13 protein-coding genes are annotated in these 15298 nt (G+C 64.7%); 9 read left to right on the top strand and 4 right to left on the bottom strand.

Annotated elements, in window-relative coordinates; genetic code table 11:
• Positions 1 to 19 precede the first annotated feature (19 nt).
• The 7 genes from GEMMAAP_RS00790 (at position 20) to GEMMAAP_RS00760 (ending at position 6861) form a co-directional block, all read left to right on the top strand.
• On the top strand, positions 20 to 877 hold the full coding sequence (locus GEMMAAP_RS00790) for a copper chaperone PCu(A)C domain-containing protein (protein ID WP_075071371.1): 858 nt from the start codon (positions 20 to 22) through the stop codon (positions 875 to 877).
• Positions 874 to 1344: a copper chaperone PCu(A)C gene (locus tag GEMMAAP_RS00785; RefSeq protein ID WP_053333888.1), complete on the top strand. Its 471-nt coding sequence runs from the start codon at positions 874 to 876 to the stop codon at positions 1342 to 1344. Before GEMMAAP_RS00790 ends, GEMMAAP_RS00785 begins: the two co-directional genes overlap by 4 nt.
• Complete coding sequence (locus GEMMAAP_RS00780) at positions 1344 to 1913, top strand: SCO family protein (protein WP_026849037.1); 570 nt, start codon at positions 1344 to 1346, stop codon at positions 1911 to 1913. Before GEMMAAP_RS00785 ends, GEMMAAP_RS00780 begins: the two co-directional genes overlap by 1 nt.
• A 113-nt stretch (positions 1914 to 2026) precedes the next feature.
• Entirely contained in the window at positions 2027 to 4216 is a 2190-nt protein-coding gene (locus GEMMAAP_RS00775) for a TonB-dependent receptor (RefSeq protein WP_043580096.1), read from the top strand.
• A 7-nt stretch (positions 4217 to 4223) separates the two neighbouring features.
• Positions 4224 to 5018 carry a tetratricopeptide repeat protein gene (locus GEMMAAP_RS00770; protein WP_158514678.1) on the top strand — a complete coding sequence of 265 codons (795 nt, stop codon included), beginning with the start codon at positions 4224 to 4226 and terminating at the stop codon, positions 5016 to 5018.
• Positions 5015 to 6091, top strand: coding sequence for a sensor histidine kinase (locus GEMMAAP_RS00765; RefSeq protein ID WP_053333886.1), 1077 nt, complete (start codon positions 5015 to 5017; stop codon positions 6089 to 6091). The genes GEMMAAP_RS00770 and GEMMAAP_RS00765 overlap by 4 nt, the downstream gene beginning before the upstream one ends.
• The gene (locus GEMMAAP_RS00760; RefSeq protein ID WP_053333885.1) at positions 6088 to 6861 is read left to right on the top strand and encodes a LytR/AlgR family response regulator transcription factor; all 774 of its coding nucleotides are present in this window, start codon (positions 6088 to 6090) and stop codon (positions 6859 to 6861) included. Before GEMMAAP_RS00765 ends, GEMMAAP_RS00760 begins: the two co-directional genes overlap by 4 nt.
• Positions 6862 to 6906: 45 nt before the next feature.
• Here GEMMAAP_RS00760 and GEMMAAP_RS00755 read toward each other — a convergent pair whose 3' ends face one another.
• A complete protein-coding gene (locus GEMMAAP_RS00755; protein WP_026849034.1) occupies positions 6907 to 8520 on the bottom strand; it encodes an ABC-F family ATP-binding cassette domain-containing protein in 1614 nt (537 codons plus the stop codon).
• A gap of 62 nt (positions 8521 to 8582) precedes the next feature.
• Between GEMMAAP_RS00755 and GEMMAAP_RS00750 the strand changes: the two genes are divergently transcribed.
• Positions 8583 to 9158, top strand: coding sequence for a hypothetical protein (locus GEMMAAP_RS00750; protein WP_053333884.1), 576 nt, complete (start codon positions 8583 to 8585; stop codon positions 9156 to 9158).
• A gap of 36 nt (positions 9159 to 9194) precedes the next feature.
• Here GEMMAAP_RS00750 and GEMMAAP_RS00745 read toward each other — a convergent pair whose 3' ends face one another.
• Entirely contained in the window at positions 9195 to 10730 is a 1536-nt protein-coding gene (locus tag GEMMAAP_RS00745) for a peptide ligase PGM1-related protein (RefSeq protein ID WP_043580093.1), read from the bottom strand.
• Positions 10731 to 11051: 321 nt separating this feature from the next.
• On the opposite strand from GEMMAAP_RS00745, the gene GEMMAAP_RS20450 reads away from it, so the two are divergent.
• Entirely contained in the window at positions 11052 to 12218 is a 1167-nt protein-coding gene (locus GEMMAAP_RS20450) for a baeRF3 domain-containing protein (RefSeq protein ID WP_026849032.1), read from the top strand.
• A 43-nt stretch (positions 12219 to 12261) separates the two neighbouring features.
• On the opposite strand, the gene GEMMAAP_RS00735 is transcribed toward GEMMAAP_RS20450, so the two are convergent.
• Together GEMMAAP_RS00735 and GEMMAAP_RS00730 are read right to left on the bottom strand one after the other, a co-directional pair.
• The gene (locus tag GEMMAAP_RS00735) at positions 12262 to 13623 is read right to left on the bottom strand and encodes a hypothetical protein (RefSeq protein ID WP_026849031.1); all 1362 of its coding nucleotides are present in this window, start codon (positions 13621 to 13623) and stop codon (positions 12262 to 12264) included.
• 21 nt (positions 13624 to 13644) lie between these two features.
• On the bottom strand, positions 13645 to 15228 hold the full coding sequence (locus GEMMAAP_RS00730) for a S8 family peptidase (protein ID WP_053333883.1): 1584 nt from the start codon (positions 15226 to 15228) through the stop codon (positions 13645 to 13647).
• Positions 15229 to 15298: the final 70 nt, after the last annotated feature.

Genomic DNA, 15298 nt, shown 5'->3' with positions numbered 1-15298 from the left:
GCAGGTAGCTTCAGGGTATATGCCTCGCGGGTCTCTGTTGGGCCTCGTCAATCTTGGTGCGTTCCGTGCGGTGGCCACCGTCGGCATCACGCTGCTGCTGAGCGCGTGCGGCACGGAAACGCGCGTCCTGGAGATTGAGCAGGCGGTCCTCACGCTACCAACGGGGGGGATGCCAGCGGCGGTATACATGACGGTGCGCAATACCAGCGCCATTGAGCTGCAGGTGGTTCGTGTGGACGTCGAAGGCGCGTCTGGTACCACCCTGCAGTCGGTCACCGCGCATCGTATGCCGAGCGCCAGCGCGATGCGGGGAGCCACCGCGATGATGTCACCTCTTGCGGGCGTGGTCGTTCCCGCCGGTGGCGCCGTGCGATTCGCCCCCGGCGGCTACACCGTTTCGGTGGACGGATTGGCCACGCCTCACACCCGTGGTGATTCGGTGCGCATTGTCGTACGACTGTCCAACGCGTGGTCGCGCTCTGCCGTGGCGCGTGTTGTGTCGTACAGCGATCTCGATTCGGCGCTGTCACTTGCACCGGCATCCGTGGTGGCGACCGTGTCGGAAACCGCCCCTTCGATATCCACCGGTGAACAGTTGTTCAAAGGCAACGGCTGTGCGGCGTGTCATGGTCTGGCTGGCGATGGAACCGGTCCAGTTGGGCGTACGCTGGTGCCACCCCCCCGCGACTTTCGGATGGTGCAGGCGTTTCGCAATGGCACCACGGCAGAGGCGATTGCCCAGACACTGGCCACCGGTATTCCCAACGGCGGCGCGATGCCGCTGTACGCACATCTCACCAACAATCAACGACTCGCGATCGGTATGTACATCGTATCGCTGCGTGGCACTCCACTCTCCAGTGAGGTTACTCCATGAACGGCTTGTTTCGCCGCATCTCTTTGCCCCTGATCATCCCGGCCCTGGTGCTTGTAACCATGCACACTGGGGCATCAACAGTGCTGGCACAAACCACGGTTGTTACCGCCCGCGATGCGTGGGTACGCGAAGCACCGGCCGGGCGGGCGGTGACCGGCATGTTCCTCACGGTCCAGAACGCAGGGGCCACCACACGCACCATCGTGAGCGGCAAGGCCAGTGTTGGTGATACGCTGGAACTGCACGAGATGAAGCGCGACGGTGGCATGATGCAGATGTCGCCGGTGAAGAGCATCGCGGTGCCGGCCAACGGACAGGTGGAGCTCCGTCCGGGCGGACTGCACCTCATGCTGTTCGGTCTCAAGAAGCCGCTGGTGCCCGGCGATACCGTGCGAGTCGAGCTCACGCTCGATGACGGCACCCGCGTGCCGGTGGTGGCGACGGTCCGCAAGATGGGCGGCATGTAATGCGGCGACGCGCATTTCTCACCGTGGCGCTGGCGCTGAGTGCCGGGCTCAGCGCCTGCAGCAAAGGCGACGATCCTGCTGGCGGGGACTTCTCACTCACCGATCACACCGGCGCGCCGTTCTCGCTCAGTTCGCAGCGAGGCAAGGTGGTCATGCTGTTCTTCGGCTACACCATGTGCCCCGATGTCTGCCCCACCACGCTGTCCAAGCTGTCGGCGGTGGCCAGCCGATTGGGGCCGGGCGCCGCGCAAGTGAAAACGCTGTACGTCACGGTCGATCCTGATCGCGATACGCCAGCGGTACTCAAGGCAGATCTGGAATTGTTCAGCCTCGATGCGCTGGGGCTCACCGGCACACGGGCACAGATCGACTCGGTAGTGGCACAGTACGGCGCGTCGTACAAGATCGTCCCTACCCCCGAGTCGGCCGCCAAATACAGCGTCACGCACTCCACGTCGTTGTATGTGCTCGACCAGCAGGGCACCGTGCGGCTCACGTTCCCGTACGAAGCCACCGCCGATGAAATTGTGAAGGGGGTGCAGACGCTGCTCGCGCCGACCACGAAATGAGCTGACGGGGTAAGCCGAGCCCGGTTTGGGCGCCACCTCCCCATTCACCGACCCGTGCTGTCGATTCGTCGACTGACTTGAATCACGGGGCCGCCGCCGGCGTAGGCTGCGGCATGAACCTCACGCGTCATCGTCTCGTGCTGCTGGTGCTGGCGGGGCTCGCCCCCGCCGCCACCGGCGCGCAATCACCGGCACCGATGCTTCCCGCGCCCACGCCGAGCGCGGCACAGCGCGTCGTGCAGGGTGTGGTGCGTCGCCCCACCGGACAACCGGTCATTGGGGCCACGATTGAGCTGTTCGAATCGGAAGAGCGCACGCTCACCGATAGCACGGGGCGCTTTCGGCTCCCCACCGCGTGGATCGGACGCGGTATGCTCGTGGCCCGAGCACTTGGCGATCCGCCGGTGCAGGTGGAATTGACGTTCCCGGTCGATAGCGAGGTGGTGCTGGTGCTTCCCAAGGGGGTGCCGCGGCTCGCGTCGTTCACCGTGCTGCCGCCGGGCGAGTTCCGCTTGAGCAACGCCAGCAGCAGCGAAGCCCTCAGCCCACTCGATGTGGTACAAACGCCAGGCGCCGCCGCCAACGTGGCGCGCGCCCTGCAGATTGCCCCCGGCGTCAGCAACGTGGACGAAGGCACCGGCCTCTTTGTGCGCGGCGGTGATGTCACCGAAACCCGCGTGCTGGTGGACGATGTCGTCATGCTCTCGCCGGCCCGCTTCGGGAATCCCACCGGCCACGTGGGGGCCTCGCTCAATCCGTTTCTCCTCGCCAACGCGACGCTCTCCGCCGGCGCCTTCGGCGCGGCCTATGGCAACGCGCTCAGTGGCGTGGTCCGCATGGAAACCGCCGGTCGCCCGTCGCGCAGCACCGGCTCGCTGAGTGCCAGTATCGGCGGGGCGTCGGCCAATGCAGCCATCGCGGTCACGCCAAAGCTTGGTGTGCGCGTATTGGCCAACATCTCCGACCTGGGGCCCCTTACAGCGGCCTTTGGACAGGCGCAACCGTACGATCCGCCACCGCGCGGCGGTGATGCCGCGGTCACGCTTGAATACGCCACATCAACACACAGCCGGCTGAAGCTGTTCTCCGTGCAGCAACAGCAGGAGTTTGGCGTGGGCGCGGCCGATATCACCGGCGCCAGCCGCTACGCGGCCTCCTCCACCGAAGGGCTCACGGTGCTGTCGTGGCGTGACACCACCTATGCCTGGCGCCCCAGTGTGTCGGCCGGGCGCAGCCGCTTTTCCCGCGACGAACAGCTGCCTGGCATCGATCTTGGCACCACTCTCGCCAGCGATCACCTCGTGGCCTCCGTGCGTCGGGCCCCAGGCAGACGCCTGGGCGTGATGCTGGGTGTGGAACACGAGCGGTTCACCGCCACCTACCGCGGCACCGTCACCACCGGCAGCACGCTGTTCTCGACCAATACGCCCACCACGCGCAGTGGCGTACATGGTGAACTCACGTGGCGGGTGCGGCCGTGGGCCCAACTCACTACCGGTCTGCGCGCCGATCGCAGCAACTACACGCAGCGTACCACGCTCGACCCGCGCGTGGCGTTGGCCACGCAGCGTGGCCCGTGGGGCATCGTGGCGTCGGTGGGCGCGTACCATCAGATCCCCGAACCCATTCTGGTGCGCGATACCATCGCCGAACCAATGCGCGTGGTGCAGAGCACCATCGCCCTTGAACGCGGACAGATGGGTGGCACTCGGCTGCGCATTGAAGCCTATGCCCGCCGCTGGCAGTCGCTGGCACAGTTCACGCCATCGTTTGGTGTAGTCACCGGTGGTGAAGGCGACGCCGTTGGTGTGGACAGTGAACTGCGCTGGCAGTTCGGCAAACGCTCACGCAGCCGTCTGGTGTGGAGTGTGCTGGATGCGCGTCGCACCGACCCGCGCTCAGGGGTGCTCGCCACCGCGCCCACCAGCATCACGCACTCCGTCATCTGGCTCACGGAGCGCGAGTTGGGACGCCTCTCCATCAACAGTGCGTTGCGCTACGCCACCGGTCGCCCGTTCACCAACATCGTGGGGCGCACCAGTACCGCCAATGGCGTGCTACCGGAGTACGGCGCCCCCAACGGCGAGCGCCTGCCAGGCTACTGGCGCAGTGATGTGAGCGTGAGCTGGTTGCTCGCGCGGCGCACCGGGCCCACCGCGGTGTTCTGGGCCTCTCTCTCCAACGTCTTTGACCGGCGCAACATCATGCGCTACACGTGGAATGCCGACTACACGGTACGCACGCCGGTCCGCTCTCCCTTCAACCGGAGTATTTATGCTGGTGCCACTCTCCTGCTGCCGTAACGCCCGCGTGCCTTTTCGTGCGGCTGCCGTCTTGGCGCTCACGCTCGCCACGGCGGGTACCCTGCACGCCCAGACGGCTGCCACCAAACCCGAGGCCCCCGCCGGGGCGCTCGCCGGCGCCGCTCGGTTGGCCGACAGTGTGCGCACCGTGGCCGACCGCGCCTATCTCGCGGGCGACACCACCGGGCTCGCCCAGGCGTACAAGCTGGCCCAGCGGGCGCTCACCGTATTTCCAGATGAACCGCTGCTGCTGCACTATCAGGGGTATATCCGCTATCGTCAGGCGCAGCGCCTCAGTGACTTCGACACGGCGCTGCCGCTGTACGAAGAAGCGGTGTCGCTCTTTGAGCGCTCCGCCGCTATCCGTCCTTTGCCGGAGACCCATGCGTTGATTGCGTCGGCCACGGGTTCCATGATTGGCGACAGCATGTTGCGCGGCGTGCGCTTTGGCATGAAGGCCAACGCCGCCGAAGACCGTGCCGTCGAGCTGGGCGCCAACAATCCACGCGTGTTGCTGCTGCGCGCCGTCTCGGCCTGGTACAAGCCCAGTGCCTTTGGCGGTGGCGAAGACAAGGCGCGCGATCTGCTGCAACAGTCACTGCGGGCCTTTGCGGCCGACGCCCCACAGCGCCCGCTCCCGGCGTGGGGACAGGCCGAGGCCTATGCGTGGCTTGGGCAGATGGAAGGCAAGGCCGGCAAGCGCGACGCCGCCCGAGCCGCCTATGACAAGGCGCTGAACCTCGCTCCCGACTACGCGTGGGTGAAATACGTACTCAAGCCGTCGCTGGAGCGTACGCGATGACCATGCGGGGCGCGCTGATCTATCTCGTGCTGTGGGTACCGCTGGTGTTGGTGTACGCCATTCTCATAGGTGCACCAAACGCCATGCCCATCAACGAGGCGGTGATTGGCGCGCTCAGCACTGTAGGTATCGCCTCCGGGCTGGGCGTGGCGGCGCTCTGGTGGGTGCGCACCCTGGGCCGCCGCGTACTCGACGCGCAGGATGCCAATACCACATGGTCGCCGCGGCCGGCGCACGTGCTGGGCGCCAGTTTGTACACGCTGATCTGGTCCGCGTACATCGTGTACGACATTCGTCTCGCGTTCGGGGACTGGAGCACCACGGTCGCGCAGGTGCGTCCGTGGATTCTCTGGCAACTGTTTTTTGGCATCGTCGTCTATGCCACCATTGCGAGTGTCACGTGGGCCATGCAGGCCGGTGAACGCACGCGTCAACGCGAAGCCCGGTTGCGTGTCGCCGAAGCCGAGCGGGCGCGCGCCGAACTGGCGGTGCTGCGTGCGCAGGTGGACCCGCACTTTCTGTACAATGCGCTGCACACGGCCACGGCGCTGGTGCGACGCGATCCCGAAGCGGCGGAGCAGGCGTTGGAGCAGCTGGCCATGCTGCTGCGCTATGTCCTCGACCCCACGCGCGGGGCCCGTGAAACCGTCCCGCTGGACGAAGAGCTGCGGTTTGTGGAGCTCTATCTCGCCATCGAGCGTGCGCGACTCGGCGACCGCTTGCAGGTGGTGATGGAGATCGATGACGATGCACGAGATCTCATGGTCCCCAGTCTTTCGCTGCAACCGTTGGTGGAGAACGCCATTCGGCACGGGCTGGCCCCGCGCGCCAATGGTGGCTCCATTGTGGTACGCGCCGAGGTGCACGAACAGCAGATGGTGCTCTCGGTGGCCGATAATGGCCTTGGCATGCCGTCGTCGCCGGCCTCTGGCAGCTCGTCCACTGGCGGCACCGGTATTGGTCTGGATGCGCTGCGCAAACGCCTGGCCGCTAAATACGGCGCGCGTGCATCCCTGCAGGTCACCACGGCGCCCGGCGAGGGCTTTAGCGTTCGCCTGCTGTTGCCCGTATGACCAGCACCGAACTGACGGTACCGCCCACGCCCTTGCGGGCGGTCATTGTGGAAGATGAACCCGTGGCCCGCGATCACCTGCGCGCGCTGGTGCAGGCGCATGACGCCCTCACACTGGTGGGCGAAGCCGCTGATGGCGATACGGCCGTGGCGCTGGTGAATGCCGTGCGTCCCGATGTGCTCTTTCTCGATGTGCGCATGCCGGGTCGCGATGGTTTTGGCGTGCTCACCGCGCTGGTTCACCGCCCGCACATCGTGTTCACGACCGCGCACGATACGCACGCCGTGCAGGCGTTTGAGCTGGGCGCGGTGGATTACCTGCTCAAGCCCTTTGGCACCGCGCGCTTTGCCACCGCCGTGGCGCGTCTGCGCGACCGGGTCGCACTCCCTGCCGATGTGGAGCCGCTCGATCGACTGCGTGAAGTGCAGGAGCAGGGTGGCGCACCGCTGGAGCGCGTGTTCGTGCGCACCGGCCAGCGGCTGGTGCCCATTCGCCTGGCCGATGTGAGCCGACTGGATGCCGACGGCGACTATGTCGCCCTCGTGGTAGACGGACGACGCCAACTGCTGGGCATGACATTGAGTGCATTACTGCCGCGGCTCGACCCGGCGCGGTTCATCCGCATTCACCGCTCTCATGTGGTGAATCTCGATTGTGTCATCGCCATTCGTCCGCACGACGCGGGGCGCTATCTCGTGGAGCTGCGCGATGGCGCCAAGATCGTGGCCAGTCGATCCGGGACGCAGGTGCTGCGGCAGCTCACGGGGTGAAGCGCCGCAGCCCCGGCGTGGGCGACTTCGTGCCCGCTTCGCGCGTTATTGCCCGCGGCGCGCCATATCCGCTTCCCACTCCGTAAACGGGCCGTCGAAGTCCATGAGCCGCGTGCCGTTGAACCACCACACACGCGTGGCCACCTGACGCAGGAAGGCCCGATCGTGACTTACGATCAGCACGGTGCCTTCGTATTCATCGAGTGCATCTTCCAGCACCTCGATGTTCTCCACGTCGAGGTGATTGGTGGGCTCGTCGAGCACCAACAGGTTGGCCCCTGACAGCGTCATGAGCGCCAGCGCCATGCGTGCGCGCTCGCCACCGCTCAGCGTACGGATTTCGCGGAACACTTCCTCACCGCTGAAACCGAACGCCCCGAGGTGATTCTGCACCTGCCCGCGGTTCCAGAGCGGCCGCTGCGCCTGAATCGCGTCAAACATGGCCATCTGCAGCGGCAGGTCGCCAAGGTCCTGTCGGAAATACGCGGGGGTAATGGAGCTGCCCACTTTCGTGGTGCCTTGGGCCGGCGCCAGATCGCCAAGCATCGTGGAAATGAACGATGACTTGCCGGCGCCGTTGGGGCCTACCAGCGCCACGAAGTCATTGCGGCGCAACACGGCCGTAAAATCGTCTACCAGCACACGGCCGGGCACTTCCACGCGCAGATCCTTGATGGCAACCACCTGGTCGCCACCACGGTCACCCACCTTGAACTCCAGCGACATGGCCGCCGGATCACCCGGCGGTGGCGCCAGGCGCGGCAAGCGCTCAAGACGCTTGCGCTTGCCCTTGGCCTGGAAGGAGTTCACGCCGGCAATGTTCCGCTTGATGTACTCCTCCTCCTTCTTCACGTACGCGCGCTGCTTCTCCAGTTCGCGCTCGCGCGTGAGGCGACGTTCGGCGCGCTGCGGGACAAACTGGCTGTAGTTGCCCTTGTACCACTCGCTCGATTTCGCCTCGATGTGCAGGATGTGGGTGCAGATGGCATCGAGAAAGGCACGATCGTGCGACACCACCAGCACCGTCTCTCCCGCATCCTTGAGCCACTCCTGCAACCAGGCAATGGTATCGAGATCAAGGTGGTTGGTGGGTTCGTCGAGCATCAACAGGTCGGCCGGCGCAATGAGCTGCGCCGCCAGTCCCACACGCCCGCGTTCGCCACCGGACAGGGTAGACACCAGCCGCGTCTTGGATTCCTCGGCGTCAAAGCCCAACCCCTGCAAGACCGCATCCACGCGGGCGTGGTACTCGTAGCCACCCATGTCGGCAAACCGTTCCTGATCGTGCCCGAATTTCTCGAGCATCTCGTCGGTCACCTTGTCGCCCAGCTCTCCCAGCTGCATGGCCTGATCGGCGATGCTCTGCTCCAGGGCAATCACGTCACGCCACGCCGCCGCGCCGGCCTGCCACACCGTGGTGGCGCCCTCGAAGGCCCGGTGCTGGTCGAGCAACGCATGCCGCAGCCCCGGCTTGCGCGCCACCGCGCCCACGTTGGGCTGACGGTCGCCGGTAATCACGCTGAAGATCGACGACTTGCCGGCGCCGTTCCGCCCAATGATCCCCCACCGCTCACCCTCGGCGACGGTGAAGGTGATATTCTTGAGCAGTTCGGTGGCTCCGAAGGAGATCCCGATATTGGAACAGGAAAGAAGCGTCACGCGGTAATTGAGGCGACAGGTGGAGTAGGTCGCAGGAAAACTAAACGGCTGGGGGCCAGGGTATGAAGATTGCCGAGTTCTTTCGTTCCGAGCCGGACGACACGTGGCCGACGTTTGCCAAGGAGCTGGGGGGAACGTGCACCGCGGTAGGGTTTGGGAATCAGTCGGTCATGGAGATTCCGCACGGCGGCCATGTGATTCGCATTGAAGGGCATGTCACCATGATCATGACGGGCAAGGTGATGATTCCCGTGCTGTCCACCCGCTTCTCCACCACGCTGCCGTCGCTGCCGGCGCACCGCTTTTCGGTATCGCGCGCGAACTTCGCCAGCTCCGTGGCGCAGTGGTTCGGGGCACTCGACATTCACGTGGACGACGCCACCTTCGACGAAGCCTTTGTCCTCAAAGGCGATACCCCCGATCTGGTGCGGCAGCTCTTCGCTGACGAGGCGTTGCGTCAGCAGTACCTCGCCCATTTTGAAGGGCAGCTGCACCGCCACGACGATGCGGGCACGTTCCACGACCCCACACCGGACGCCGATCCGCTCGCGCTCGATGTGTCAGGGCACATTGACGATCCGGCGCGGTTGCGTGCGCTGTATGATCTGTTTGTGGCCACCCTCGATCGGGTGTCGTAGCCCGACACGACGCGGTAGGACCGCCCGCCGGAGGGGTTACTCCAGCGCTCCAGTCAGTGCAGCGACGGTCTGCTGATACAATTGGCCCGCGTTTTCGGGGGTGCGCCCAACGCAGAGCGTGCCCACCTTGCCATGCTCGGCGAGCGTACCCATGAGGTGAAACATCACCCCCTCCTGACTGGCGGCATCGAAGTGCAGGTCGTGACTGACCGCGATATCAATGAGGCGTTCAGGCGTCAGCCCCACGTACGACGGATGCCGCAGATTGTCCGTGGCGTGATAGTAGCAGGGATTGCCATTGAGCGAGTAGAACACGCCGGAGGCCACGTCGTACTCGCCATCGGTGAGAAACTGCAGCATGAGAAAGGGATGCGTCGTGCCACCCTTGCGCAGATTGATTTCTATCGCGGTAGTGTGCCACGCACCGTCGCGCTGGACCGTCATGAAATCGACCGCAAACCGCGACAGGACACCATCCTGTGCCAGGAGGCGGGCCACGCGCGCGCCGTATTCATGCAGGTCGGCGCTATAGGCCGGATTTGCAGGGAACGTGCAACCCTGGTACACCTGCCCTGATGATCCCCCCAGAATCTGGTCATGGGTCGCAATGACCGTGGCGTGATGCAAGGGATCGATACGACACTGCACCGACGGGGAGCGGATGATGTCGCCTGACACGAACGATTCGACGATTCCCTGCATGGTGGCAAACCGATGCGAGAACGTTTCCCACGACTCCACTTCGGCGACACACTTCAGTTGCGTCGGAATCACCTTGCGAACCCACCGTACCAGTGGGTCCGCCGTCGAGGCACCCACGGTGGCATCCGGGACTCCCTCAAACGAAAAGATGGCGTTCCCTTCTCCGGAGAACCCGTCATCCAGTTTGACCATGGCGCGGCGGAGGGTGGGGTCCGCGCGCTTGACGTCGGCCAGTGCGTGCACGATGTCGTTCGCGTCGCGCAGCCGCTCATGGCCGTACGGCAAGGGAACACCAGCCCGACGAAACGTTTCGCGACTGCCGCTCTTGGTGCCAATCTGCGCGAAGTCCGGATCGCAGCCGTAGAGGGGAATGCCCAGCTGCACCGCCAGCGTGCGCTCCTGCGCGGTCACGTTGAAGCAGGTCATATGCGCAGACATGGGGTCCGCGATATGACCGCGAATGTGATCAATCAGCTCGCGACGGGCGAGAATCTTTTCGGTGAGCGGAAGCGACGACCCATCGTTGCACGAGAGCAGTGCCAGACGCGGGAGCACATGCGAAGGCGGCACACCAGGCAACAAGTGCAGGTAGTAGTCCACGATGGTGGACGACAAAGGCTCGCTGGTGACATACACCATGTTGGCGCGAGGGAAGCGCAGCAGCATGAGAAGACAGAGCAGCCGCTCTTCATAGTGCCCAGCGCCCTCCAGCTTCCGCAGCTCCTCGTGATCCAGCGACATGCTGGGGATCACGACAATCGTTTGCGGCGCATGACGATCGCGAAATACGCGAGTGAAGAGCTGCGGCAGCCGTTGCTGCAGCGCCGCAAACTGCTGCCGCTCATTCTCGGAGCCAGGGGCTGGCGTCATCACGCGGTAACGGAATGCTGAGACAAGGTGCATGCACAGCGGTGCAGGTCGCGGCGGCCGTGACGCAAACCACCGTTCCCCATATCCTGCGATCTCTGCGCAACGGACGCAACCAACCCGGCGGCACCACCGCAGACCCTCACCAATAGTGGACATCGTCATGCGTTTATACGGGACGGCGTGGGAGCGTTCTGCGGCTGGGATTGCTTGCAGCGTCGAGCAGCAGCAACGCTTTTGTTGCCAGCGTGTGTTCATGTCGCCTGGCCGGACCAGATACGGTTGCGATGGGGTACCAATCGTATTCCCCAAAAGAGGTTCGCTATGACCACAATCGCCCAGCATCAGTTCAGTGATCTGCTCAGTGAACGAGCGGGACCGTGCATTTCCCTCTATCTCACCACCGAGCGACGCTTCCCCGATCAGAAGCAGAATGTGATTCGCTTCAAGAATCAGTTGCAGGAGGCGGAACAGTCGCTGGCGTCGCTCGATATGCCACTCAGTCAATCGGATCGCGAGGCGCTGTTCGCGCCGCTCCATGAGCTGCTGGAGAGCGATCGCTTCTGGCATCACACCCTGGACGGGCTCGCCATCTTCCGAGCTCCCGACTTCTACAAGGTGTACAAGCTGCAGCGCGCGGTCTCCACGCGGACCATGGTGGCCGACAGCTTTCACATCAAACCGCTTTTGCGTGTGCTGCAGTCGGCCGATCGTTTCGAAATTCTTGCCATCACGCGGGAGCACGTACGCCTCTTTCACGGCAACCGCGACGCGCTCGACGAGATGGAGCTCAGTCCCACCGTACCGCGCTCGCTCACGGACGCGCTTGGCAGCGAGCTCACTGAACCGTACTCCTCAACCCGCGCCATTAGTGCGTCCGGCAGCGGAGGGAGCAGCACCGCAGTGCACTATGGCAGTGGCTCCAAGAGTGACGAGATCGACAAGGACACGGAGCGCTTCTTCCGCGTGGTAGACCGTGCCATCATCGACAGTCATTCGCCGTTGTCTGATCTGCCACTCGTGCTGGCTGCGCTGCCCGAGTATCACGCCGCGTTCCGCTCGGTCAGTCACAACCCGCACCTGGTAGAGCAGGCCATTGGGATCAACCCGGATGCGATCAGTGCCGATGAACTCCGCGCCCGTGCCTGGGAGATTCTGGGGCCAACGTTCGACGCACGGCTGCAGCGACTGCTCGACGACTTCAATGCCGCGCATCCGCGCGCACTCGCCTCCGACGACCTCTCTGCAGTGGCGCTGGCCGCGCTCGGTGGGCGCGTGCGCACCTTGCTGGTGGACGCCGACCGCACCGTGCCAGGATCAGTTGATCGCGCCACCGGACAGGTAACGCCGGGCACACTCGACGATCCCCACACCGACGACATTGTGGACGATCTGGCCGAACTCGCTTTGCGTATGGGTGGCGATGTAGTGGTGGTCCCGCGCGACAAGATGCCCAGCATCACCGGCGTGGCGGCGATCTACCGGTTCTGACACACCCCAACGGGCCGCGAGGCACTCCCCGCGGCCCGCCCTGTCAGGTGGCTGCCATCATCTGCGCAAACAGATTGGTCACCCGCCGATTGGTGACATCGCTGTGGTGGGTGATGCCGTCGTCTGGCGTACCATCAACGCACACAATGCCCGTGTAATCCAGCGCGTAGTGTTGCATCTCGTCGCCGAGCACAATGGCCCGTGCTTCGTTCGTTTGCTGGGCTCCGTTACGACCTATGCCACCGTACGCGTCCCTCGCATCGCCAATGGCCCGGTAGTTGTCTCCCGCCAGCCGCGACGCGATGGCATACACGTGCCCGACCACGGTGTCGCGCGCCGAGTATGTGGCTACAAACGGGCCGGCAACGGCGCGCGTGGGGGCAACCGCGGCGCGAAAGGCACCGGCGCCCTCTCGACCGGGCACGGTGGCCGCGAGTCCGTAATGGGAGAAGGCCGCCTGCAGTAGCAGCAGTGAATCAACCGGAGGTGTACCAGCCAGCGTGGCCGCAGCCGATGCCATGACCCGACCGCCGAGACTATGCCCCACCAGATGCACGCGCGGCACCCGCGGTGTGCGGGCAATGGCGCGCACCAGCGGTGCAACGGTATGGACCCCCACATCGCCAGCACGCTGCTTCATGGTGTACCAGGTTCCCATGTTGAGCAGCTGCCCCACCCGCCCGCGAATGGAACGGAACAGCGACCCGATGAACAGCGCCTCGCCACGCGCATCGGCGGAAGTACCCGTACTACCCAGCACGGCCGTGCCCCCCTCAGCACCATGGTGCGCGAGCGGCAGGATGATAGGGACAGCCAGGGAGGCGACAACCTCATGCCCTGCACGACTGCGCAGCGCCGTCAGCCCCTCCGCTACGTCGTCGTCGCTGGTGCCAAGACGGGCGAGCAGTACCGACAACAGTTCGTCCTGCAACGCCGGATCGTGAGGGGTGTGCATGAGCGCAGCCGTGGCGGCACGCACGTCCGCGGCGTTGTCCGGCTGCTCCTCGGCGAACCGCTCGAGCGCATCGAGGGCGTAGGCGGTAGCGGCGTCTTCCACGGCATCGTCGCGCACAGTGAGCGTACCACCTTCGGCGCTCCGGGTCAGCTCTGGCATTTCCTTGAACGATTTGGACGGCCAAAAAACGCTAACGACCGCAATAGTGCGCTGTGCGAGCTGGGGAAAGCGCCCCGACTCCAGATGCACACGAAACGTGGCAAGAAACTGTTCGTACAACGCGCGCGCCTCGGCATCGCTGTTGCGAAAACCGTGTACCATTACGATCACATCGGAAACACCCGACGGCTGCAGCGAGGCGACCACCGCATCCACAGCGGCATCCCCTGCAGGGGAGCCGCTCTTGTTCGTTGCAATGGCGATGCACGGGAATCCTGCCAGCTGCTCCATGCGTCCCTCGAAGAGTCTTGGTCAGACGCTCTGCAGCGTACGCATCAGGTCGAGCAGTCCCGCGCCCTGAAAGTGTCGCTCGCGCCCAAGGTCAATGGCGCTCGCCATCAGCAGTGCTTTTACTCGTTCCGGCTGTCCAATGAATTCGGTGCGCACGGACAGAAACGCCGCAATAGCCCCTGACACGTGTGGCGCGGCCATGCTGGTGCCGCTGAGTTCGCAGTACAGTGCGGGCGATGCCGAACCGGCCGGTGATGTGTTATCGACACCGCCGGTGTACTTGTCCGCCTCGGCACCGGCCGCACACGAACGGATGCGCTCACCCGGCGCCACCAGGTCGGGCTTCATGCGCCCATCGCCGGTTGGACCGCGGGAGGAGAAGTACGACACACCGTACAAATGCGGGCTCTCGCGATGCGTGGAGCCCACGGTGATGGCCAGATCGGCGTTGCCGGGATCGGTGATGCTCATATCCATGTAGCGCGCATCCGGACGCCCTGCCGACGAAATGAACATGGGATAGCCGCTGTTGCCCGCTGCCACCACCACATGCACGCCGCTTTTCACCAAGCGATTTACCTCGACGCACAACGGGCTCTGCCCGCAGGCAAACCAGCGGGGATCAAAATCATAGCCCACGCTCATGTTCACGCCGTGTACCTGCAGCCGCCGGCCGTGCTGGTTCCACTCCTGAATGCGATCAATGGCCATGAGCATCCAGCTGACCTTCCCTTCCCCACGCGTCTGCTTCACCGCATCCGTGCGGTCCCGATCGGCAATGACCTTAAGACTCACCACCCGACACCGGGGCGCCACGCCGGATATGCGACGCAGTGACTCACGACGCGTGTCCGGGGTGCCGGTCCGCTCATTCTGTGTCTCGGTCCCCAGCACCGGCTCACCGTCGGGGTGCGACGATTCCCAGTAGCCGGCAATGATCCCCGCCACGTGCGTCCCGTGGCCGAGCCGATCTTCGAGTGCCGAGGGATGGGCGGTGTCTGATGCCCGTGCACGACCGTCGGGGGTGAAGTCTTCGTGCGTGAGTGGCGAGGACACCGCCAGCGTATCGATGGGGCCAACCGGGGACGCATCGCGACGGAAATGCGGGTGCGACTGCGCGATGCCACTGTCCATCACCGCCCAGGTAATCCCGTCGCCGAGCGCTTCGAACGCACGTTGCGCCGCATCGGCTTTTACGGTCACCAGCGAGCGGTGCAGCAGCAACTGCACAGAGCTGTCTTCCCAGATGCGATGCACCACCGCCGCGCCGCGTCCGCGTTCGTCGGCAAGGCTCCGCGTTTCATCGGCCAGTGCGAGAATCTGCTGGCCGGTCAGCGCCGCAAAACAGTACCCCGCCGCTCTGTTCGTCATCACGTCCCATTGGGCGACGCGCGCTTCCATTAGTTCGTGCGCACGGGCCAATCCCTGCTCAAAATTCTCGTTGAGCGCAATGATGACGTCGTACGTGGCACTCGGCTCCTCGAGCACACGCGAGCGCAGCGGCTCGGTGACCACCGATCGGAGCATGTTGAGATGCAGCTGCTCCTGCTGATCAATGCGGGGCGGAGACGAGGACTTCCGGGCGGGACGCTTCTTTTCACTCATTGCCGACGGGACAAATGGACGAGAAGAGCAGAGGCACTGGCGGTGCGGTAATTGTGCAGACCCGCTCCGC

The sequence above is a fragment of the Gemmatimonas phototrophica genome (assembly GCF_000695095.2).
Classification (GTDB): domain Bacteria; phylum Gemmatimonadota; class Gemmatimonadetes; order Gemmatimonadales; family Gemmatimonadaceae; genus Gemmatimonas; species Gemmatimonas phototrophica.
Note: the sequence above shows the minus strand (reverse complement) of the source record. Positions and strands in the feature narration are given on the sequence as shown.